Source organism: bacterium (genome assembly GCA_031082185.1).
Taxonomy (GTDB): Bacteria; Sysuimicrobiota; Sysuimicrobiia; order Sysuimicrobiales; family Humicultoraceae; genus VGFA01.
The window spans coordinates 86,039-108,484 of sequence record JAVHLI010000008.1 but is presented as its reverse complement, the minus strand read 5'-3'; the positions used below and the strand labels follow the sequence as shown (position 1 = coordinate 108,484).

Genomic DNA, 22,446 nt, shown 5'->3' with positions numbered 1-22,446 from the left:
GATTATCAGAACAGGTGATCGATTTGCCTCAGAATCCGCACCAGTGCTGGATCGCCGCCTCGTCCCGTTCCCGGGCCCGCCGTTCGGGCTTCTGGCAGCTCCACCCCTCCCTGCGGAGGATCTTCCAGACGTGGGCCGGGTGGTACGTCACCCCGAAGGTGCGGGCGATGACCGCGGCCACCCGGGGCAAGGTCCACAGGTCGGTGCTGAACCCGTGGGCTGGGGCGCCCTTGAGGAGCAGCTTCAGGAGCTTCCCCCGCTGTCGGGCAGTCAACCGCGGGGGGCGACCCGGCGGCGGCTTCGCCCGGAGCGCGTCCGCACCCCCGGCCTGGACCTCGGCCTGCCAGCGGCTGACGGACGTCGGGGAGCAGCCAATCTGCCGAGCGACCTCCCGGACGCCCAGCCCGTTCACGAGGAGGGCGACGGCCCGGCGCCGCCGTGCTTCCAACTCTGCGGGACTCCCGTGTGGTCTCATGCATGGGAAGATATCATCGTCCCATTACTTATGCAAGGGTCAATAGGAGCCGGAGGACCGTGCCCTTGGCCGCTCCGGTCATACGGCAGGTGGCCCGGATGGAATTACCCTCAACCAAGGCCGAAACTACGCGAGTTCGTTCCTCAAGGGAGAGCCGGTTCACACCCTCATTATGCTTGACCGCCCAAGCACTGTCAAGGAAGGACGAAAACTCTCAGTCTGTACTTGGAACGGGCGGGGTGCCTTGTTTCCTCTGTCGAATACCTTCGTAACGACTGAATGGAGACTTGATATTGTACTGAGCTGCCCTAACCCCATTGTCACGCAGGAAGCCCAACAAGGCTATTACTTCCTCAAATTGCTTCCTGTTCACACGAGGGTTACGGTCCAGGATTTTCTTGACATCAGGCTGAGAAGGCATGGCTATTCCCTCACGGCTGAAGAGACAAAATGATCTTGATACCTGTGAATTGCCCAGGTCGCTCCAATCCGCATCATGTAATCAGTCAGTAACTTATGATATTCCCGAACGGCCTTGTTCAAGGGTTCACTCTCGCCAAAATCCTCTATCTGCAATTTGAGATCCCTACGAAGCACTTCCATTGGGATTCCACGACTGTGAGAGTGCCACCTCTCGGTATTATTCAGCCTCAGCGCTATTTCTGCCGCTCTATCCATCTTCATTTCGGGGGTAACACTCTTTTGCTGCGTCTGTGTGATACTCCAGTTCTTGAACTTGTACTTGACTAGCCACTCTTTCAATAGCGATATAGACAATTCGCGTTCCTGTTCAAATAGGTAAAGCTCGCCTGGATCAAACCTCTGTACCAAGTAGGCCAGTTCGGCTGTAGTAAGTGTCCCTCTGTTGGACTTCTCAACAAGACGTTCGAACTGAATCAAATAGCCCAGAGCAGGTACGAATCCAGGGCTACCCGGACGCTCTATTTGAGGGTCAATCGGCCCCAATACAGAGTAATAATCCATGTGGATGGCATCGCCAGACATCGCAAGAACCGTACCCGCCGACATAGCAGCGTTCGGAATGATGAAGTCCACATACTGATAGTGACGACGCAAGGTGTTAGCGATTCGCTCGGCTACCTCGATATAGCCTCCTGCCGTTTCAAGAACGACGACAAGTTTCGTCTTCTTGTTATCTCTGGTTTCGACCGCCTCGCGAACCAGGTCGTCAGAGCGAGCAAGAATTAGCCCAGAGAACGCCAAAACGTCTGTACCAAGGACGCGTTCAAGCGCGTCAACGCGCGAATCCAATTGCTGCTCGATGATCTTGTTCGAGCTAGTGTGAGCAGCTGGCGCGACCGGTTCAACCATGGCAGTCAGGCCCCCCGTTATCCTCTTGGGCTTTGCCAGCGAGCGCGAGCAGCTTTCTTGGCTATAGCATGACGTTTCTGCGGGGAAAGTTTCTCCGCCCTCGCCTTCCCGCCCTTCAGTCCCCCGCGCCGGCCGAGTTCGACGGCCAAGGGGTCCTTGCCCTCTTTGACCGCCTGAGCAGTCTGCTGGACGATCCAGGCAGCAATGCTGTTGGGGTCTTGTGTTTTGCTTGACCGGTTTGGCATAATCTGAGTATGACATAGTGTGGGGATTCTGACTAGCCCAAACCCAACGCATGGAGGTTCACCTCATGTCTAAGAAGCCGACCGAAAGCAGTCTGCGTGGACGCGATGCCAAGACGGGAGAATTCATCCCCGTGGAAGACGCACGGAAGCGTCCGAACACCACGGTAGTTGAACGAGTACCGCACCCGGGGAAGGGAAAGGACAAGTAGTAGTCACGCTTCCCTCAAGACAGTCAGCTTCACAATCGCACGTGCTGGAATAGTCAGGTCCCCACAACCAAGAAGGACGGCATCGCCGTTCTTCTCCCCGGCGATGTGCGGCACCAAAACCTTACAGGTCTCGTTCTCCAAAACTAACCAGCCCACCGACCGACAATGAAGGGGTTCGGAGGCGCGTTCTATCTGACCGAGGGTTTGCCAACCACGGCCAGAATGAGAATCCAGCCACTCGACAAGAACGAGAGGACGCTTCTTGCCCTTTTCAAGAGGGGGTCACCCATCAAATTGACCCACTACCGGGCGGAGGGAGCGCGGTCCCAAATCAAAGGGCGGCGACGCCCGAGGCTACACCGCGAAGCGGAACGTGATCACGTCCCCGTCGGCCACCTGATAGTCGCGACCCTCGGTGCGCACCGCGCCGTGTTCGCGCGCCGCGTGCATGCTGCCGGCAGCGACCAGGGCATCCCAGGCAATCACCTCTGCCCGGATGAACCCGCGCGCCATGTCGGTGTGGATCTCGCCGGCGGCCGAAAGCGCGGTTGTGCCCTTGGGGATCGGCCACGCGCGCACCTCGTTCGAGAGCACCGTGCAGAAGTTCACCAGGCCCAGCGTGGCGAATCCCAGGCGTATCAACCGGTTGGCGCCGGGCTCCTCCAGGCCCGTCGCGGCCATGTATGCCTGGGCCTCGTCCGGGGGCAGGTCGCCGAGTTCGGCTTCCAGGCGTGCGGCCAAACCGATGAACGCGGCGCCCTGGCGATCGGCCAGCGCGCGCAGCGCCGCCGCCGAGGGCCCTCCGTCTGGAAGGAGGCGCTCATCGAGGTTGGCAACGTAGATGACGGGCTTAGCGGTAAGCAGGCGCAGTTCGCGGGCCAGGGCGCGCTCTGGGTCCGAAAGCGGCTGCCGCCGCACGGGCACGCCTTCGGCCAGCGCGGCCGCGATGCGTGCCAGCACCGCCCCCTGTTCCCGCGCGGCCGCCTCTCCGGCCTTGGCCCGTGTCGCCGCCCGCTCGCGCGCCCGCTCGACGGTCTCGAGGTCGGCCAGCGCCAGCTCCGTTTCCACGATCTCGGCATCGCGCACCGGATACAGGCCGGCCTCATCCAGGGGTGCCGCGGCGTCGGAGAAGCAGCGGACGACGTGCACGATCGCGTCCACCTCGCGGATGTGGGCCAGGAATCGATTGCCCAGCCCTTCGCCGCGGGAGGCGCCCTGCACGAGTCCTGCGATGTCAATGAATCGAACGGTCGCCGGCACCGTGCGGGCAGGGTGGATCACCCCGGCCACCGCCTGCAGGCGCGGGTCCGGAACTGCCACCTGCCCCAGGTTGGGCTCTATCGTTGTGAACGGGTAGGAGGCCACCGCTGCGCCGGCGCGGGTCAGCGCGTTGAAGAGAGTGGACTTCCCGGCGTTGGGAAGGCCAACCAGTCCCAGCGCCAGGCCCATGGTAGCCCGTCAGGCCTCGTGGGCCGCGTGGACCTTGTTGCCTCCGGACCGCTTGGCGAGGTATTGCGCGCGGTCCACCGCCTCGACCAGCGCGCCGGCCGTCGTGCCGTCCTGCGGGAAGGCCGCCACCCCCACGCTCATGGTGATGCTGGTTATGATATCGCCGTTGGCGAGGAGAGGATACGTCTCAACCGTACGGCGCAGGCGCTCGGCCGTCTCGTACGCCGCGGCCCCACTCGCGCCGGGCAGCACCACCATGAACTCGTCGCCGCCGTACCGCGCGACAACGTCCGAGGGCCGGCTGCCGCGCCGCAACAGCCCTGCGATCGTACGCAGGACCTCGTCCCCGCTCTTGTGTCCGTAGGTGTCGTTGTGGTGCTTGAACCGATCTATCTCGGCCATGATGATGGCGAGTGGCTGCGCGTCCCGGCGGGCCCGCTCGAGAAGCCGCTCGAGCGCCTCGTAGAAGTACCTGTGGTTGTACAGCTCGGTGAGGCCGTCGGTGATCGCGAGGCGCTGGGCCTGCTCGTACAGCCGCGCGTTCTGGATCGCCACGACCGCGTAGGAGGCCAGGGTGCCCAACAGGTGCAGGTCGCGCGGTCCGAAGGCCGCCAGGCGCGTGCTCGCGATGTTGAAGACGCCCAGCACCTTCCCCTCGGCGATGAGCGGCACGGCCATCTCAGAGCGCACCCGGTTGTCCACCTGGTTGTAACGTGGGTCCGTACTGACGTCGTCCACCATGAGGGGGCTGCCGGTCCGGGCCACCCACCCGCTAATCCCTGTCCCTACGGCCACGCGCACCCCGACCACGGGACGCTGGTACCCGTATGCCGCCTCCACGACGAGCTCTCCCGTGGCGGCGTCCACCATCAGCAGCGCGCCGTTCTCGTAGCCGAATGCACGACAGGCGACCGAGACCAGGCTGTCCAGCACGGTGCGAAGATCAAGCGTGCCGCTTACGGCCTTCGCGGCCTCGAACAGCACCTGCAGCTCGTCGTGCGTCCTGCGCAGGTCCTCGAAGAGAGAGGCGTTCCTCACCGCTATGCTCAACTGCCCGGCGAACTCGGCCAGGAACTCGTAGGTGTGCGGTGTCAGCGGGCGCGCGCCGGTGCCCTCCGCTGTGAGAACGCCGGTGGTGACGCCTTCCAGGACGACCGGCACGGCGGCCATGCTGACCGTATCTGGGCTGCTGGAGATGTGGTCTGGGTCGTCGCGCACGTTCGCGACCAACTCGGGGCGGCCGCTGCGGACCACGCGCCCCCTGATCCCTGAGAATACCGGGATCTCTGCGGGTGCGTCGGGGGAACCGACCTGCGCGATCAAGCGCAGCAGCGCACCTTCCAGGCGATGAATCGTGACGCGTGCAACTCCCACCGCGTCGGCGAGTTCGGACACCGCGATACGGCACACTTCAACGGGGTCCAGCGAAGCGCTTACCGACCCGACGATGCGGTTCATCAGCACAAGCTCGTCGAGGCGCCGCTCGCCATGAACTTGAAGAGCCATCCGTGCCATGGCAGCCGCCACCTGGTCGGCGAACGCCGCGGCCATCTCCATGTCGGCAGAGATGCCTCCGCCTTCGTCATCGTAGACCAGCGTCATCAGCCCTAAGAATGTCGCGTTGGTCCTGAGCGGAAAGAGGACGGCGGACCGTGTTGGTTCCCCCCCTGGACCTGCCGGCAGGCCGGCCATCACGTGCGGCCGGGCCCCCGGTGCGGTGTACCGGCTGCGGCCGTCCTGGATGCGCGCGACCACGGCACGATGGGATTCGTCGGACAACCCGGCCCCAAGCGCCTCCCTGATGGGGCCCTGGCCGTCCCAGGCCAGCAGCATGCAGCGGCCTGTGCCGAACAGGTCGCGCGCTCCCTCCGCGACCAGCGCGAAGATGGCCTGCAGGTCAGCGGCCCTACCCATCTGGCCGAACACCTCGACGGCCGCCTGGAGGCGGCCATTCCGCACCTTCAACGCGGCGCACGCACGGGCGTTCTCAATCGCCGCTGCTCCCTGGACCGCGGTCGCCTCGATAATGGCGGCCTCCGCCGCGGAGAATGGGCGCGGCTCACTGCGCACCACGGTCAGGGCTCCCACTGGACGGCCCTGGTGGGTCATGGGCGAGGTCAGCGCGTGGCGGCCCTCGGGTAGAGCCAGGAGCACCGGACAGCGGCAGGCCGGCACCTGATCGTCGTCGCCAATGGCGCAGGCAATGGAACGGCGCTCACGGATGGCGCGCACCGCCTCACGCAGCGCCCCTGGCTCGGCATCCATGCCCACGCGTAGCCGCCTCAGCTCTTCCTCATCCGTGCCGTACGCTGCCTGCCCGTGCAGTTCGCGGCGCACTCCATCGTACAGCGCCAGCAGCGCGTACCTTGCGCCCAGCGCCTCCGCCGACCGCCTCACCAGGAACCGGCACGCCTCGTCAATGTCGAGCGTAGCGCTCGGAGCAAACCCAAGGTGCTGGAGCGCGACCAGCCGTTCCCCCTGGCGCCGGCCCTCCTCGATCTGGTGCGCGTTCCGCATGGCCACCGCGGCGTATCCTGCCAGCGTAGCGGCCAGATACTCGTGCCGGGCGGTAAAGTGGTGGCGCTCGCCCTCGGCAAAGGCCAGGGCGCCCCAGACCTCCCCGGCGGCGGCCATCGGGACGACCAGCGCAGAAAGCACCGCACCCGTGCCGGCGAGCGGCCGGAGGCGCGGGTTGCGCCTGCGATCGCGCTCATAGTTGCCGGATCGCACCGGCCGGCCGGACCGCATGACCTCCGCGACCAGCCCGGCCAGCTCGATCTGGCCTACCGCTTCGCCGTTTTCGGGGCCGCCGCCGTGAACCGGGATGGCCCCGGATTCACCGCTCCGGCGCAGCCATGTCATCGCCGTATCCGAAACCACCAGCCTGTCCATGGCCACTGCCACAACCTGCGTTATCTCGTCCGGGGTCTCAGAGCGGCCGATCTCCAGGGCCGCAGCGTGAAGCGCCTCCAGTTCTGCCGATGCCTGCCTCCCGCCGGTGGAGAGCACCAGCACGGCCGTGACCATCGCCACCGGAACCGCGACCAGCAGCGCAAGCAGCGGCAGGTTGCCGTTGATGACCAACCCGGTGATCGAACCGAACCCAAACAGCAGGAACGTGTTGATGGTCTCAACCCCAATGTTGGCTCCCAACACGCCTGCGAACGCCCGTCGCCGCCGCAGGGCGATGTACCAGCTCACCAGCACGGAGGAAACGGTGGCGAAAGCCGCTGCCGCCGCCAGGATTGCCAGCGCGTGGGCCACGCTCTCGCGCACAGGGGGAAGAGGGCCGGTCCATCCGGCGAAACCGGGTTGAACCTGGGCCGCGACACTCCCGGCCGCAAGCGTGGCCAGGGTCGCCTGGGCAGCGTTGAACAGCGTGACGCGCAGCGGGCGCTGGCGCAGGACGCCGTCCCCAAGCACCGCGCCGACCGCCAGGGCAACCGCGGCCGGGGGGGCGCCGAAGAGCCCGATACCGGCAGCGGCCACCGCGGGCCGCAGGCTCCGGTAGCCGCCCGCGGGCATCGGCACGCGTAGCGCGCTGGCGATCACCCCTGCCATGCACAGCAGCGCGAACTCCTGCGGCGGCGGCCAGGCCGCGGTGGACAGCGCCGCGGCCATCGCTGCGGCGGATGCCGCCGCGACCGCCCACGGGTATGCAACCCTATACCGCGATCCCGTACTCAATATCCAGCCCTCACCCTAGATCCAGCGCGCCACGCTCGTTCCCCTACGGGCCTACCTCGGCGAAGCCGGGGCCGCGCCGAATGAAGGTCCGAATCCGGCGCTCGAACTTCACGCGCGGCATCAGGACCCTCCTGCCGCACTTCAGGCACCGAACCCCTATGTCAGCCCCAAGACGCACTACTTCCCACTGGTCGTTCCCGCAGGGATGGGTCTTGCGCATTCGCACGACGTCCCCCAGGACGATCTTCAGCACCGGCATGGCGCCAAGACCTCCTGTCCGGCAACCAGGGCATCTCGTCGCACTACCGTTGTGCCCAACTCCCGGCCTATCGAGTCGGTATCAGCGCATCAATGGGCGCGAAGTTGTCGGAGAGCGCTGGGACGTCGGCGGTCGGGATGACCGCCTCGTAAAGATCGCCGGCCGCGCTCAGGAACCGGTCCACGGTTACCCGCCGCGCGTCCACCAGCGCCTGCGCCAGACGCCTGATCTCCGCGGGCGGCATCGCCGGCGCGTCGGTCGCGATCACGATGATGTTGCGCAGCGAGTCCGGCGCGCCGTAGCGCCCGAAATCCACCGGGAAGACGTAGACCGTGGGGAAGACCTGGCGGATGGTCTTGTAGATCGCCCGGAAAAGCCGGCTGTTCGGGCCGTCCAGGGCGCCGATTATGTTGGAGGCAACCACGCCCCCGGGCGCAAGCCGGGAGCGGGTAAGCGCAAAGAACTCGCGGGTGGCCAGGTGGAAGGGAATGGTATCAATCAGGTAGGCGTCGGTCAGGATGATGTCGAACCGCGCCTGCGCGAGGCGCAGGTGCAGCCTGCCGTCGCGCGCGGTCATAATCAGGCGGTCGCTGTCCGCCACGCCGAAGAAGCGCCGCGCCACCGTCACCACCTCGGGGTCTATCTCGGCCACGTCCATCGTTACCGTGGGGTAGTCGGCCACGTAGCGGGCCGGGATCGTGCCCCCGCCGAGCCCGATCAACGCGGCACGCGAGGGCCGGGGCACGAAGATCAAGGGCAGGTGCATGTAGTCCGCGTAGGCAAAGACCGTGCGCTGCGGCCGTTCGCGGTCGAGGGCGCTCTGCCAGTAGTTGTCCAGCTTGAGATACCGGACCGTGCCCTCGTCTGAAACGGTAACCCGGTGGTAGACGGTGTCGCGTGCATAGACCAGCGTAGGTGAGGGAGCGGGTGACGCCCCCGTGACCCCGGCTGCCAGCAGAACCGCCAGCACCGCGCCCAGCGCCGCGGCAGGCCGCTGCCGGGCGGCCAACCATCCGATCACGGCCATTGCCATCAGCGTAAACCCTAGGATATGGATGATGGCGCGAACCCCGAAGTAGTTGATCAGTACGAACGACGCCGCCAGCGTCCCGGTAATCGAGCCCACCGTACTGATGGCATAGAGCGCGCCGGCCGTCTGCCCTACCGTGGCCACGGCCTGGGCGCGCAGCCTCACGGCAAAGGGCGAGACCATGCCCATCACGATGCTGGGCACCACGAACAGCGCCATGGATCCGACCAGCGGGTTGAGCTGCGGCCCCAGGTCGGCGCGGGCGACCGCGTCAAGCACCGGTGTTGCGAGGATCGGTATTGGGACGGTCAGCAGCCCGGCCAGGAAGACGATCCCCGAGAACAGGCCGTGTGATGGAAACCGGTCGGCGATCCGCCCGCCCACGGCATAGCCCACGCTCAGCGCCGTGAGGAAGACGCCTATCAGGCTGCCCCATACATAGATCGAGTTGCCGAAGTAGGGCGCAAGTACCCGGCTGGCGATGATCTCCAGCGCGAGCAGCACGCCGCCGCTGACGAAAACCGTGACCTCAAGGATGGCGCTCACCTCCCCGCAGATGTCGCCCAATTATAGCGCGGCAAACACCAGGCGTTCGTCCTTGTAGTCCACCAGCACCGTCTCGCCTTGACGCAGCTCTCCGGAGAGAATCTTGCGGGCGACGACGTTCTCGATCTCCCGCTGGATCAGCCTGCGAAGGGGGCGGGCGCCGAAATCCGGACTGTACCCCTCCTTGGCCAGGTGCCTTCTCGCCGCCTCGGTCACCTCGATGCCCATGCCGTGCACCGCCAGCCGCCGGGCCAGCGCGGCGGCCTGCAGCCCTACGATCTCGACGAGCTGCTCCTCGGAGAGAGGGCGGAACACGATGATCTCGTCTATGCGGTTCAGGAACTCGGGGCGGACGGCCTTGCGCAGTTCGCCCAGCACGAGCATCCGGGCCATCTCGTACGAGGAGATGTCCGGGGCCTCCAGTCCCTGCAGGTGCCTGCTGCCCAGGTTGCTGGTCATGATGATGACCGTGTTCTTGAAGTCCACGGTCCGGCCGTGACCGTCGGTCAGCCGGCCGTCCTCCATGACCTGAAGCAGCATGTTGAGCACGTCCGGGTGCGCCTTCTCGATCTCGTCAAAGAGGATCACGCGGTAGGGCCGCCGCCGAACTGCCTCGGTGAGCTGCCCGCCCTCCTCGAATCCCACGTAGCCCGGGGGCGCGCCGACGAGCCGGCTGGTGGTGTGCCGCTCCTGGTACTCCGACATGTCCAGGCGCACCATGGCGTCCTCGTCGTCGAAGAGCTGCTCTGCCAGGGCGCGCGCCAACTCGGTCTTACCCACGCCGGTGGGGCCCAGGAACAGGAAGGCGCCAATAGGACGGCGGGGATCCTTCAGGCCGGCCCTGGCCCGCCGGATCGCGTCGGCGATGGCGCTCACCGCCTCGTCCTGACCGATCACCCGCTCGTGCAGCCGCTCCTCGAGGTGTAGCAGCTTGGCCACCTCGCCTTCCAGCATCCGCTGCACCGGGATGCCCGTCCAGCGCGCGACCACCTCTGCCACCTCGTCAGAGGTGACCTCCTCGTTGAGCAGCCGCCCGCCGGCCTGAACCGTCCGCAGGCGCTCTTCCTGTTCACGCATCTGGCGCTCCAGCTCCGGCACCGTCCCGTATCGCAGCCGCGCCGCGGCCTCCAGATCGGCACGCCGCTCCGCGTCTTCGATCTGGCGGCGGGACTCCTCCACTCGCTGCTTGGTCTCGCGGATCGCGGCAATCGCCTGCTTCTCCTGCGCCCACTGCACCCGCAGGGCGTCAGATCGCTCCCGCAGCGACGCCAGCTCCTCCTCGAGCCGCTGCAGGCGCTCCCGGCTGGCGGGGTCGGTCTCGCGGCGCAGGGCCTCGCGCTCGATCTCGAGCTGCATGACGCGCCGATCCACCTCGTCCAGCTCCGCGGGCTTACTGTCAATCTCCATGCGAAGTCGGCTGGCCGCCTCGTCCATCAGGTCAATCGCCTTGTCGGGCAGGAACCGCGCGCTGATGTACCGGTCGGAGAGCGTCGAGGCGGCGATGACCGCGGGATCGGTGATCCGAACTCCGTGATGGATCTCATAACGCTCTTTCAGGCCGCGCAGGATGCTGATCGTCTCCTCCACCGACGGCTCGCCCACGAGCACCGGCTGGAAACGCCGCTCCAGCGCTGCGTCCTTCTCTATGTGCTTCCGGTACTCGTCGAGCGTGGTGGCGCCGATCGCGTGCAGCTCGCCGCGCGCCAACATCGGCTTCAACAGATTCGCCGCGTCAATCGCTCCCTCGGCCGCGCCCGCGCCGACCACCGTGTGCAGCTCGTCAATGAAGAGGATGATCTGGCCTTCGGCGGAGGCGATCTCGCGTAGTACCGCCTTGAGGCGATCCTCGAACTCACCCCGGTACTTGGTCCCGGCGACCAGCGCTCCCATGTCCAGTTGCACGACGCGCCTGGACTTGAGCCCTTCGGGCACGTCGCCCTTCACTATCCGCTGTGCCAGGCCCTCGGCGATGGCGGTCTTGCCGACGCCCGGGTCGCCGATGAGCACGGGGTTGTTCTTGGTGCGGCGGCTGAGGACCTGGATCACGCGGCGGACCTCGTCGTCGCGTCCGATGACCGGGTCGAGTTTGCCCGACGCCGCGAGCGCCGTCAGGTCGCGACCGTACTTCTCCAGCGCCTGGTACTTGTTCTCGGGATTGGGATCGGTGACGCGTTGCTGTCCGCGGATCTCCCCGAGGGCCCTGTAGGCGCCCTCCGGCGTGACGCCCATCTCCGAGAGGTGCCGGGAGGCCTCTCCGGCGTGCGACGCCAGCAGGCCCAGCAGCAGGTGCTCGGTGCTGACGTACTCGTCGGTGAGCCGATCGGCCTCCCTCTGCGCGGCCTCCAGCACGCGCGCCAGGCGCGGCGAGAGGACGATCCCGGCAGCGGGCGGCGCGCCCTCTACGCGCGGCCGGCGCTCCAGGTCGGCGACCAGGCGGGTGCGCAGGACGCGGGGGTCCGCCCCAAGGCGCAGCAGCAACTGCGGTATCAACCCTTCGGGCTGTTCGGTCAGCGCCAGCAGCAGGTGTTCGGGGTCGGACGCCTGATGACCACGCGCCGCGGCGGCCTGCTGGGCCGCCATCAGCGCCTCCTGCGCCTTCTCCGTGAGCTTGTCGAATCGCATTGCCATCTCCGTCCGTCTCCTACGAGAACAGTCCCTTGCGTGGATCCTCGCTGCGCGCCCCACCCAGTTCCCCGAAGAGCTCGCGCTCCCTGGCCGAGAGCCCCGTGGGTATTACGACGTTCACCTTCACGTACAGGTCGCCGCGGCCTTCACCGCGCGCATGGGGCATGCCCAGGCCTTTCAGCCGGAGCCGCCGGCCGTTCTGGGTCTCGGGCGGCACGCGCATCGTAACGGCACCCTCTAGCGTCGGCACCTGGATCTCGGCGCCCAGCGCCGCCTCGCTGACCGTAGTCGGCAGCACCACGGTCAGGTCGTCGTCGGTGCGCTCGAAGAGCCGGTGCGGGAGGATCTGGATCTTCAGGTAGAGATCCGCCCCGCCGGCTGCGCCGGGCAACCTCACGGTCTGGCCCGACCGCACCCCGCGCGGGATCACAGCGTCCACCCGCTGGCCGGATCTCGGCATCTCGATCCTCCGTTGCGCGCCGCCGAAGGCCTCCTCGAGCGTGATCTCGACAGGAACCTCGGTGCGCCGGCGGGGCCGTGCCGCGCCGTGTGGCTGGCCCGCCGCTCCTCCCAACCCGCCGAACAGTTGCTGGAAGAAGTCGCTGAAACCTCCTCCGGAGCCGCCACCGCGGCCGAAGAGATCCTCGAACCCGCCCTCTACCGTAAACGTAACCCCACCCGGGGTCGCGCGGCCCCCGGAGGGCCGGCCGAACACGTCCTGCCAGTGCACACCGCCGCTCTTGTAGGCCTCGTAAACCTGGTCGTACTGCGCCCTGCGCGCGGGGTCGCTCAGAACCTGGTACGCCTCGTTTATCTCCTTGAACCGGTCTTCGGCTCCCTTGCGCTTGTTGACGTCGGGGTGCGACTCGCGCGCCAGGCGTCTGAAGGCGCGGCTGACGGCCTTCTGGTCAACCCCCTGCTCGACGCCGAGCGTCTTGTAGTAGTCCTTGAACTCCACCCTATTGCGCCACCCTCACCCGGGCCGGGCGGAGTACCTCTTCGCCCAGCATGTACCCGCGCTGGATCTCCGCGGCCACGGTTCCGGCCGACGCGCACCCGCCGGCGGCCACGGCCTCGACCGCATCGTGGAAGCGCGGGTCGAACTCCCTGCCCAGCGCCTCCATCGGCCGGACACCCATCCTCGAGAGCACTTCGCTTACCTGGCGGTGGGCCAGGCGGATGCCGTCTGCAATGGCCGCTGCTTCCGCACCCGCGCCTCCGGCGTGCGCCAGAGCGCGCTCCAGCGTGTCCGCCACGCCCAGGATCACGGCCAGCAGGGCGCGTCGGGTGGAGGCCACCGCCTCCTCGCGCTGCCGTGCCGCATGCTTCCGGTAGTTCTCAAGATCGGCGGCCGCGCGCAGGAACTGCTGCCGGTTGCGATCCGTCTCCTGCGTCAAACGCGCGACCTCGGCCCGGAGCGCCTCCACGCTCTCTCCAGACGCCTCGGGCCCCGCGATCGGTTCCCCGTTGGTCTCCCCGTTTATGGTACGCTCGTCACCCATCGCCGCTTCCTACTGGCTCGGCTTGTACTCGGCGTCAATCACGTCTTCCCCGGATTGAGGCGCCCCTCCGCCTGCCGCTTCCCCACCAGGGGCGGCGCCGCCAGGGGCGCCCGCGGTCGCCTTGTACATTTCCTCGCTCATCTTGTAGGACGCCTGCTGCACCGCGTCGGTCGCGCTCGAGATGCGCGCCACATCCTCGCCCTTCAGCGCCTCGCGCAACTCCTTGAGCGCCTCCTCGACCTTCGCGCGCTCCTCGGACGAGATCTTGTCCCCGGAGTCCTTGAGCAGCTTCTCAACCTGATAGGCGAGCGAATCGCCGCGGTTGCGCGCCTCGGCGGCCTCGCGCTTGGCCTTGTCCTCGGCGGCGAAGCGTTCCGCCTCCTTCACCATTTTGTCAACCTCGTCCTTGACCAGCGTCGAGGTACCGGTGATCTTGATGGACTGCTCGCGATTGGTCGCGGTGTCCTTGGCGGTCACGTGCAGGATGCCGTTGGCGTCTATGTCAAAGGTCACCTCGACCTGCGGCACTCCACGCGGAGCCGGAGGGATGCCGTCCAGCACGAAACGGCCCAGCGTCCTATTATCGCGGGCCATCGGGCGCTCGCCCTGCAGGACGTGGATATCGACCTGCGTCTGCCCGTCGGCGGCGGTGGTGTACCTCTCGGTCTTGCGTGTCGGAATCGTCGTGTTGCGGGTCACCATGGGCGTCATGACGCTGCCCAGGGTCTCGACCCCCAGCGTGAGCGGGGTGACGTCGAGCAGCACCACATCGTGCACCTCGCCCGCCAACACGCCCGCTTGAATTGCCGCTCCCACGGCCACGACCTCGTCGGGATGAACCTCCCTGTTGGGCTCCTTGCCGGTGAGCCGCCGGACCAGTTCCTGGATCATGGGCATGCGGGTCGCTCCGCCGACCAGGATCACCTCGTTGATGTCGCGCTCCGTGAGCCGCGCGTCGGAGATGGCCTGCCGAACCGGCCCTATGCAGCGCTCGGCCAGATCGGCGGTAAGCTCCTCGAACTTGGCCCTTGTGAGAACGTAGTCAAGGTGCTTGGGGCCGGTCGCGTCGGCGGTGACGAAGGGCAGATTGATCGTGGTCTGAACGACCGTGGTGAGTTCCACCTTGGCACGCTCGGACGCCTCGCGCAACCGCTGGAGCGCCTGGCGATCCTGCCGCAGGTCAATGCCCTGCTGCTTGCGGAACTCGTCGGCCAGCCAATTTACGATTCGCTCGTCCCAGTCGTCTCCGCCCAGGTGGGTGTCGCCGGAGGTCGCCTTGACCTCGAAGACGCCGCCGCCAATCTCCAGGATCGACACGTCGAAGGTGCCGCCTCCCAGATCGAATACCAGGACCGTTTCGGAGCCCTTCTTGTCAAGGCCGTAGGCCAGGCACGACGCGGTCGGCTCATTGATGATCCGGAGGACCTTCAATCCGGCGATCTCGCCGGCGTGCTTGGTCGCGGTGCGCTGCGAGTCGTTGAAATAGGCCGGCACGGTGATGACCGCCTCGGTGATCTTCTCGCCGAGGTAGGCCTCCGCGTCGGTCTTCAGCTTCTGGAGGATCATCGAGGAGATCTCCTCGGGCGTGAAGGTCTTGCCGGAGGCCGGGATGTGCACGACGGCCATGCCGTTCTGTCCTTCCTGAACCTTGTAGGGCACGATCTTGCGCTCGGACTCCACCTCGGCGTACCGGCGTCCGGTGAATCGCTTGATCGAGTAGACCGTGTTCTCGGGGTTAAGGATCGCCTGGCGCTTGGCCATCTGGCCGACCAACCGCTCGCCGGTTTTCGTAAACGCGACCACCGACGGCGTAAGCCGGCTGCCCTCGGTATTGGAGATCACCTGCGGTTCCCCACCGACGACCACGGCGATTACCGAGTTGGTCGTTCCCAGATCGATGCCGACAACTTTACCCATGTGAGATCTCCCCTCGTGTTATCCTTCGACCTCTACCTTGACGGTCTTCGTCTCGGACGGCAGCGGGATGGTACGCTGAAACGCGCCGTAGCACAACTCGCGCCGGCAGTAGTTGCGTCCTTTCTCTTGTTCATTCCCGCAGGGACACCATCTCGTTAAAAGGCTCCCTGCGGAATATCTAGTATGCGTTCGACCAGCCACTGCACGGTGCTCTCAACGCGCTCATCATCGCCGTATTCCAGTCTCTCAACCACCTCGAGTATCAGCCGCACCCCGGCCAGGTTCAGCCGGTGGGCCTCGATCAACCGCCGGATGACGCGCACCCGCTCGATGTCGTCGTCCGAGTACAACCGGATGCGGTTGCGCCGGACCGGTGCGAGCAGGCCCTTCATCTCGTAGATGCGCAGTGTGCGGGGGTGTAGCCCCGTGATCTCGGCCGCCACGCTTATCACGTAAACCGGCCGGGTATCCCTGCGTTCCCGCACCCTGCCACCTCCCGGCCCGTACTCACGGCCCTGGGTGTTAGCGTTCATATCAAGAACCCTAACAATAGTATTGTTAACTCTTTGCTGGATGTCAATACCCAGAAGGCGGTTTTGGGGGCGTATGGCCTGCCCCAGTCCCGGCGTGATACGCTAAGGATATGCGCGACATCACAATCCTCGGCGGCGGACCCGCCGGCCTCACCGCGGCCATATACGCCGCCCGCGCCAACCTGGCGCCGCTGGTCATCGAGGGATCCGTGGCCGGCGGGCAGCTCACGACCGCCACGATTGTGGAGAACTACCCGGGGTTCGCGAAAGGGATACTGGGGCCCGCGTTGATGAAGTCGATGCGGAAGCAGGCCGAGCGGGTAGGGGCCGAGTTCGTCTCAGAGGACGTGACCGCGGTGGAGTTCGGTCGGCGGCCGTTCGGAATCACGGTGGGGTCAGACCGGCGGTTCGAGTCCCGGGCCGTCATCGTGGCCACCGGCGCTTCGGCAAAGTTACTCGGGGTGCCCGGGGAGTCGCGACTGATGGGCCGCGGGGTCTCCGTATGCGCCGTCTGCGACGGCTTCTTCTTCCGCAACCGGGACGTGGTCGTGATCGGCGGAGGCGACTCTGCCGTGGAAGAATCCCTCTACCTGGCCAACCTGGCCCGGTCGGTCTTCTTGGTACACCGCCGGGACGAGTTGCGGGCCAGCAAGGTCATGGCGCAGCGCGCCGCGCACAATCCCAAGATCACATTCGTCTGGAACAGCGTGGTCGAAGAGATCCTGGGCGGCGAGGCTGTAACCGGCGTGCGGCTCCGAAACGTGAAGACGTCCGAGCGAACCGAGATTGAAGCCGCCGGCGTGTTTGTAGCGATCGGCCACGAGCCCAACACGGCCCTCTTCCGGGGGCAGCTCGACCTCGACGAGGCCGGCTACATCAGGCTGCGAGAACGGTCACACACGAGCGTCGATGGGGTATTCGCCGCAGGCGACGTGCACGACCCCACCTACCGGAAGGCGATCACCGCCGCGGGGTTTGGCTGCAGGGCCGCGATTGACGTCGATCGCTGGCTGCACGGCCAGATGGCCTAGCTGCTCTTCTTGGGATCGGCCGCCAGGGCCCCATCGAGCCGCCGCTTCATCTCGGGCTTGGGCATGAAGCCCACCATCCGCTCTATCATCTCTCCACCCTTGAAAACCGCGAGCGTGGGTATGCCCATGACCTTGTAGCGAATGGCCAAGTTCTGGTTGCTGTCCACGTCCACCTTGGCGACCTTGACCCGCCCTGCGTACTCGCCGGCCAGTTCCTCCACGACGGGCGCAACCATGCGGCACGGGCCGCACCACTCCGCCCAGAAGTCCACCAGGACGGGCAGCTCGGATTTCAGGACTTCCGTGTCAAATGTCTGCTCGGTCACTGCCACGGGCTTGGCCATTCTGTGGTCCTCCTAACGAGTCTAGGGCGGCTTGGGGATCCTGACCGCCAAATCCGATAACCGCTCCTCAGGTTAGGGTATTCCCGGTATCATGTCCACAGGAGGTGCGTGATGCGCGGCGCGCTGCGGTTGGGGACCCTGCTAGGAATCCCAGTTACCATAAACTACACTTGGTTCATCGCGGTCTGGCTTGTGGCATGGTCCCTCGCCGGATCGTACTACCCACAGCAGTCCCCGGGCTTCGACGAAAACACCTACTGGGCCATGGGCATCGTCTCCGCGGTGCTGTTGTTCGCCTCGGTACTGGCCCACGAGTTCGGCCACGCGCTGACCGCGCGTCGCTTCGGCATGCGGACGCACGCCATCATGCTCTTCCTTTTCGGGGGCGTGGCGCAGGTTGCCGAAGAACCGCCCTCGCCCCGGGCCGAGTTCCTGGTGGCGATCGCCGGCCCCCTGACGAGCCTGGCGCTGGCCGCCGCGCTCTACGCCGTCTCGCCGGTCCTCGGCGATCGGGCTCTGGGTACCATCGTCCGGTACTTGGTCGTGGTCAACCTGATGCTGGGCGTTTTCAATATGATCCCGGGGTTCCCTCTCGACGGTGGGCGCGTCCTGCGCGCCCTGCTTTGGCGCAGATCGAACAACCTGCCCAGGGCTACCCGCATCGCGGCCCGCACCGGGCAGGTGGTCGCCGTGCTGTTCATCGTCGCCGGGCTGGTCGTGCTCTCACGCAGCCTCATCACGGGCCTGTGGTTGGTGCTCATCGGATGGTTCCTTGATGCCGGGGCGCAGTCGTCCTACCAGCAGGTGGTGCTCCGCCAGGGTCTGGGGGGCGTGCGGGTGGGCGAGATCATGACGCGCGACCTCCACACCGTAGAGCCGTCGCTCACCGTGGAGCACGCTATTGCCGACCATTTCCTCCCGCACAAACACGGCGGGTTCCCGGTCGTGTACGGCGATCACCTTGTCGGAATCGTGACGCTGCAGGACGTGGCCGCGGTTCCCAGCGACCGACGGGCCGAGGTCGCCGTGCGCGAGGTCATGACGCCGCGCGAGCGGCTGAAGACCGTCCTCGTGGATGACTCCGCCTACGATGCGCTCGCGCGCATGATGCAGGCGGGGATAGGCCGCCTGTTGGTGCTCGACGGCCGCGGCGAGCTGGCGGGAATCGTGACCCGCAGCGACCTCCTGCACGTGCTGCGGCTCCGGGGCGGCGCGGAGGACTAGAGCAGAAGCGCCGCGGCGGCCACGAGGATTGTCGCCGCGGCCGAGGCGCCACCGCAACCGATCCGGCGGCCTCCGGCAGGCCGGGAGCCGCGTAGCGCCCTGGTTGCCGACAGCCGCGTAGCCCGCCGCAGAGAGGCGATCGCCTCACCGGTGCGGCCCATCTGCTTGTAGAGCCCGCCAAGGTTCTGGTGGGCGATCCAGTAGTCGGGGTCCAGCGCGACCGCCCGCTGGTAGGCTTCCAGCGCCTGCTCCAGTCGCCCGGTCTCTCTGTAGGCGTTGCCCAGGTTGCTCCAGGCGGGCGCGTATCGCGGGTCCACGGCAACCGCGCGGGCGAATGCCTGCTCCGCCTCTTCCAGGCGGCGCTGGTGCGCGACCGCCACGCCGAGCTTGCTGAGCGCGGCCGCCGATGATGGGTCGGCCTCCACGGCGCGGCAAAAGGCGGCCTCGGCCTCGGGCCACTCGCCGGCCTCGAGGTGGACCTCCCCTTGCGCCATGTGCGTGGAAGCGGATTCGCCCGTCAACGAGATCGTTCCCCTCGGGGAATGTTCGGCGCCGGCGCGTTCAGGCCCTGCGGGGCGCGGGCCGGGCGGCCAGGCGCCGGTAGAACCACCGCTTTACCACTTCCACGGCAAGCAGGTAGGCGAGCACCAACCCTGCCAGGACCAGGAAGAAGACCGGCGGCAGCGGCACGAACCCCAATCTCCCGGCGATGGGCGTAAACGGCAGGGCGATCGCCAGCGCGACGGCGCCCAGCGAAGCGCCTGCCAACAATCGGTGGGGGCGGCTGCGAAATGGATTTCCGCGCGTGCGGATGACGAAGATGACCAGGACCTGCGTGGCGAGCGACTCCACGAACCACCCCGTGTGGAAGAGGGCCTCGTGAGCCTTGAACACCGCCAGCAGAACGTAGAACGTGAGGAAGTCGAAGACCGAGCTCACCGGCCCCACCACCATCATGAACTTGCGGATGAAGCCCATGTCCCACGCGCGCGGGTGGGCCAGGTCCTCGGGGTCCACGCTGTCCATGGGAATGGGCATCTCGGAGAGGTCGTAGAGCAGGTTGTTCAGTAGAATTTGCGCCGGCCTCATCGGGAGGAAGGGCAGCACCAGGGATGCCCCGGCCATGCTGAACATGTTCCCGAAGTTGGAGCTGGTGCCCATCATGATGTACTTCATGACGTTGGTGAATGTGCGCCGGCCCTCCATGACCCCGTCGTGGAGAACGCCCAGGTCCTGCTCCATGAGAATCAGCTCCGCGGCCTCCTTGGCCACGTCCACCGCGCCCTCCACGGAGATGCCCACGTCCGCGGTGTGCATCGAGGGCGCGTCGTTGATGCCGTCTCCCAGGTAGCCCACCACGTGTCCGCGCGCGCGCAGCGCGCGGATGACCCGGTTCTTCTGCGCCGGGTTCACGCGGCAGAACAGGTTGGCCGCCCCGGCGCGGGCCGCCAGCGCGTCGTCGTCCATCGCTGCGATCTCCGTGACCAGCAGCACACCGGTGACCGCTAGCCCGAGCTGCGCGCAGACGTGCTGGGTGACGAGCTCGTTGTCGCCCGTGACGATCTTGACCGTGACCCCGCACTCCGCCAGGCGGCGGAGCGCCTCGGCCGCGCTGGCCTTCGGCGGGTCGAGGAAGGCCGCGAAGCCCGCGAAGACCATCTCCGTCTCGTCGGTCACCACCGCGTGGGGGTGGTCGGCGCCGACCGCTCGCCAGGCCACTCCCAGGACCCGGAACCCTTCGCGACCCAGGGAGTCGAACAGGGCCTGAATCCGCTCCATCCCCGCTCGGTCCATCGTTCGGAGATCCGTCGGACCGTCCCCCTCGTAAGAGGTTGAGAGGCGCAGGATGTCCTCTGGGGCCCCCTTGACCACCAGGAGCCTCTCCCCTCCCCGCTCCACGAGCACCGAGACCCGGCGCCGCTCGAAGTCGAACGGCACCTCGTCTATGCGCGCCCAGCCGCGCACGTCAATCTCGGTGTGTTCCAGGATCGCCTCGTCCAGCGGGCTCCGCAGGCCGGTCTCGAAGACGCTGTTGATGTAGGCGAGCTCCAGCACCCGAGCGCTCTCACGCCCAAGCCCGTCCAGGTGGCGCTCCAGATGGATGCGCGCCTGTGTCAGCGTTCCGGTCTTGTCGGTGCACAGCACGTCCATGCTGCCCAGGTCCTGGACCGCGGCCAGCCGCTTCACGATGACCTTCTTCTCGGCCATCCGCAGCGCGCCCCTGGAAAGGGTCACCGAGACCACCATGGGCAACAGTTCCGGGGTCAGACCTACCGCAAGGGCGACGGCGAACAGAAACGCCTCCAAGAGAGGCCGGTGGAACAGCGTGTTCACCATCAACACGAACAGCACCAGCAGGACGGTCAGGCGCATGATGAGCAGACCGAACTGGCGGGTCCCTTGCTCGAACGCGGTCGGTGGGGCCTGCCTGCTAAGGGTATCGGCGATCTCCCCCAGCGCGGTGGCCCCTCCGGTGCGGCAGATCAGGACGCGGCCGCTGCCGCTGATCACGGAGGTGCCCATGAAGACCGCGTTCTCGGCCCCGGCCATCCCCACGTTCCCCGTGAGGTCGCCGGGATGCTTCTCCACCGGGTACGGCTCGCCGGTCATGAGCGCCTGGTTCACGAACAGGTCCCGCGATTCCAGCACGCGTCCGTCGGCAGGCACCAGGTCGCCGGCGGCCAGCATCACTACGTCGCCGGGCACCACCCGTTCTGCCGGAATATCCGTGGGGGCGCCGTCGCGGAGGACCGTGACGCGCACCGCGACCGACTTTTTCAGCCGCTCCGCGGCGCGACCGGCCCTGTGCTCCTGCACGAAGTCCAGGGTCACGCTCATCAGCACGATGGCGCTGATGATGAAGAAGCTGGTGGCGTCGCCGGTGAGGGCGGAGATCCCGCTGGCGACCAGCAGCACTATCACCAGCGGATTGCGAAACCGCAGCAGGAACTCGACGAGCAGGACCCGCTGCCCGTGCGGGCGCAGCACATTGGGGCCGTGGCGGATCAGGCGGGCAGAGGCCTCGGCGCCGCTCAGCCCGGAGGGGTCCGCGCGGAGCTCGGCTGCCAGCGTGGCCAGGGGCTGCAGCCAGAAGGTATCTTCAGTCTCACGGGCCGGGGCGGGCATAGGGCCTGCCGCTCATCTTCTCCCTCCGGCGCACGGCGCCCTGCGGCCTGCGACCACGGTCTACGACTTACCAGTTACCAGGGCGCCTCCAGCGCGGCCGCGGCCAGGATACACCCAATGAGAAGGAGCACCTTCAGCCGGACGGCCCGGCGGTCGTCCCAGAAACGCGCCCAGGTGCGCTCGGGAGCCGCGGCCAGCATCATGACAGCCCCCCGGCTGGGAAGCGCCGTAGCAGGCCGACCACCTTGCCCAGGATCTCGAACTCACCCCGAATCGGAGCGTAGGCCGGGTTCTCCGACCGCAGATACGGCCCGCCGTCCTCCACGGCCAGCCGCTTGACGGTGGCCTCCTCACCCTGGAGCGCAACGACGATGTCTCCGGAGGAGGCGGTGGCCTGGCACCGGACGATCACCAGGTCGCCGTCGAAGATCCCTGCGCCGATCATGCTGTCTCCCCGCACCGTGAGAAGGAAGCTCTCGTCGTTCCACCCGACAAAACTCCTGGGGATCGGGATCATGTCCTCAACGTGCTGCTCCGCAAGCACCGGCATGCCCGCGGACACGCGTCCGATAAGAGGCAGGTGAACGGCCTCCTCTCCTTCTTTCAACGGCGTGCGGTCGGTGATCTCGAGCACCCGCATCCGGTCGCCGTCGCGGCGCAGAAATCCCTTGCGGGCCAGGGCCGAGAGGTGCTGGTGCACGGTGGAGGGCGACCGCATACCGAGCGCATGCCCGATCTCGCGCACCGACGGCACGATGCCGGTTCGGCGAATGCTGGTCGCTACGTGGCGGAGGATCTCGTGCTGCCTGGTGGTCAGGGGTTTGGTCATGCGTCACCTCCGCCCCAACCATAGCGAACACTTGTTCGCATAGCAACCTTGGGGAAAGGCGAACAAACGTACGGTAGTTCGGT

Annotated in this window: 18 protein-coding genes; 2 read left to right on the top strand and 16 right to left on the bottom strand. The window is 66.7% G+C overall.

The genetic code is table 11. The features are described 5' to 3' along the window. Positions 1-28: 28 nt before the first annotated feature. The 11 genes from RDU83_09195 to RDU83_09145 all read right to left on the bottom strand — a co-directional run bounded on the left by RDU83_09195 (position 29) and on the right by RDU83_09145 (position 15,761). Positions 29-448 carry an IS630 family transposase gene (locus tag RDU83_09195; GenBank protein ID MDQ7841186.1) on the bottom strand — a complete coding sequence of 140 codons (420 nt, stop codon included), beginning with the start codon at positions 446-448 and terminating at the stop codon, positions 29-31. Positions 449-898: 450 nt separating this feature from the next. After that, positions 899-1,807 carry a serine dehydrogenasease gene (locus RDU83_09190; protein ID MDQ7841185.1) on the bottom strand — a complete coding sequence of 303 codons (909 nt, stop codon included), beginning with the start codon at positions 1,805-1,807 and terminating at the stop codon, positions 899-901. Positions 1,808-2,615: 808 nt separating this feature from the next. Continuing rightward, positions 2,616-3,710 (bottom strand): redox-regulated ATPase YchF, encoded by a 1,095-nt coding sequence (gene ychF / locus RDU83_09185; GenBank protein ID MDQ7841184.1) that lies wholly within the window; start codon positions 3,708-3,710, stop codon positions 2,616-2,618. Between the two features lie 9 nt (positions 3,711-3,719). Then, positions 3,720-7,397 (bottom strand): GAF domain-containing protein, encoded by a 3,678-nt coding sequence (locus tag RDU83_09180; GenBank protein MDQ7841183.1) that lies wholly within the window; start codon positions 7,395-7,397, stop codon positions 3,720-3,722. Between the two features lie 43 nt (positions 7,398-7,440). Continuing rightward, the gene (locus RDU83_09175; protein ID MDQ7841182.1) at positions 7,441-7,656 is read right to left on the bottom strand and encodes a DUF951 domain-containing protein; all 216 of its coding nucleotides are present in this window, start codon (positions 7,654-7,656) and stop codon (positions 7,441-7,443) included. 67 nt (positions 7,657-7,723) lie between these two features. Continuing rightward, the gene (locus tag RDU83_09170) at positions 7,724-9,232 is read right to left on the bottom strand and encodes a fused MFS/spermidine synthase (GenBank protein MDQ7841181.1); all 1,509 of its coding nucleotides are present in this window, start codon (positions 9,230-9,232) and stop codon (positions 7,724-7,726) included. A 21-nt stretch (positions 9,233-9,253) separates the two neighbouring features. Then, the gene (gene clpB / locus RDU83_09165) at positions 9,254-11,854 is read right to left on the bottom strand and encodes an ATP-dependent chaperone ClpB (protein ID MDQ7841180.1); all 2,601 of its coding nucleotides are present in this window, start codon (positions 11,852-11,854) and stop codon (positions 9,254-9,256) included. Positions 11,855-11,873: 19 nt separating this feature from the next. Continuing rightward, positions 11,874-12,815: a DnaJ C-terminal domain-containing protein gene (locus tag RDU83_09160; GenBank protein MDQ7841179.1), complete on the bottom strand. Its 942-nt coding sequence runs from the start codon at positions 12,813-12,815 to the stop codon at positions 11,874-11,876. A gap of 1 nt (position 12,816) precedes the next feature. Continuing rightward, the gene (locus RDU83_09155; protein ID MDQ7841178.1) at positions 12,817-13,359 is read right to left on the bottom strand and encodes a nucleotide exchange factor GrpE; all 543 of its coding nucleotides are present in this window, start codon (positions 13,357-13,359) and stop codon (positions 12,817-12,819) included. Positions 13,360-13,368: 9 nt separating this feature from the next. Continuing rightward, on the bottom strand, positions 13,369-15,276 hold the full coding sequence (gene dnaK, locus RDU83_09150) for a molecular chaperone DnaK (GenBank protein ID MDQ7841177.1): 1,908 nt from the start codon (positions 15,274-15,276) through the stop codon (positions 13,369-13,371). Between the two features lie 155 nt (positions 15,277-15,431). Further along, the gene (locus tag RDU83_09145; protein MDQ7841176.1) at positions 15,432-15,761 is read right to left on the bottom strand and encodes a MerR family transcriptional regulator; all 330 of its coding nucleotides are present in this window, start codon (positions 15,759-15,761) and stop codon (positions 15,432-15,434) included. A 158-nt stretch (positions 15,762-15,919) separates the two neighbouring features. Here RDU83_09145 and trxB point away from each other — a divergent pair, with 158 nt between their 5' ends. Then, positions 15,920-16,840 (top strand): thioredoxin-disulfide reductase, encoded by a 921-nt coding sequence (gene trxB / locus RDU83_09140; GenBank protein ID MDQ7841175.1) that lies wholly within the window; start codon positions 15,920-15,922, stop codon positions 16,838-16,840. On the opposite strand, the gene trxA is transcribed toward trxB, so the two are convergent. After that, a complete protein-coding gene (gene trxA / locus RDU83_09135) occupies positions 16,837-17,184 on the bottom strand; it encodes a thioredoxin (protein ID MDQ7841174.1) in 348 nt (115 codons plus the stop codon). The two genes, trxB and trxA, sit on opposite strands and share 4 nt — an antisense overlap. A gap of 111 nt (positions 17,185-17,295) precedes the next feature. On the opposite strand from trxA, the gene RDU83_09130 reads away from it, so the two are divergent. Beyond that, positions 17,296-18,408, top strand: coding sequence for a site-2 protease family protein (locus tag RDU83_09130; protein MDQ7841173.1), 1,113 nt, complete (start codon positions 17,296-17,298; stop codon positions 18,406-18,408). On the opposite strand, the gene RDU83_09125 is transcribed toward RDU83_09130, so the two are convergent. The 4 genes from RDU83_09125 to lexA form a co-directional block, all read right to left on the bottom strand. Next, positions 18,405-18,929, bottom strand: a complete 525-nt coding sequence (locus tag RDU83_09125) for a tetratricopeptide repeat protein (GenBank protein MDQ7841172.1) — start codon at positions 18,927-18,929, stop codon at positions 18,405-18,407. The two genes, RDU83_09130 and RDU83_09125, sit on opposite strands and share 4 nt — an antisense overlap. Before the next feature lie 40 nt (positions 18,930-18,969). After that, positions 18,970-21,534 carry a magnesium-translocating P-type ATPase gene (gene mgtA / locus RDU83_09120; GenBank protein ID MDQ7841171.1) on the bottom strand — a complete coding sequence of 855 codons (2,565 nt, stop codon included), beginning with the start codon at positions 21,532-21,534 and terminating at the stop codon, positions 18,970-18,972. Positions 21,535-21,608: 74 nt separating this feature from the next. After that, a complete protein-coding gene (locus RDU83_09115) occupies positions 21,609-21,737 on the bottom strand; it encodes a hypothetical protein (GenBank protein MDQ7841170.1) in 129 nt (42 codons plus the stop codon). Continuing rightward, on the bottom strand, positions 21,734-22,363 hold the full coding sequence (gene lexA, locus RDU83_09110) for a transcriptional repressor LexA (protein MDQ7841169.1): 630 nt from the start codon (positions 22,361-22,363) through the stop codon (positions 21,734-21,736). The genes RDU83_09115 and lexA overlap by 4 nt, the downstream gene beginning before the upstream one ends. Positions 22,364-22,446 lie beyond the last annotated feature (83 nt).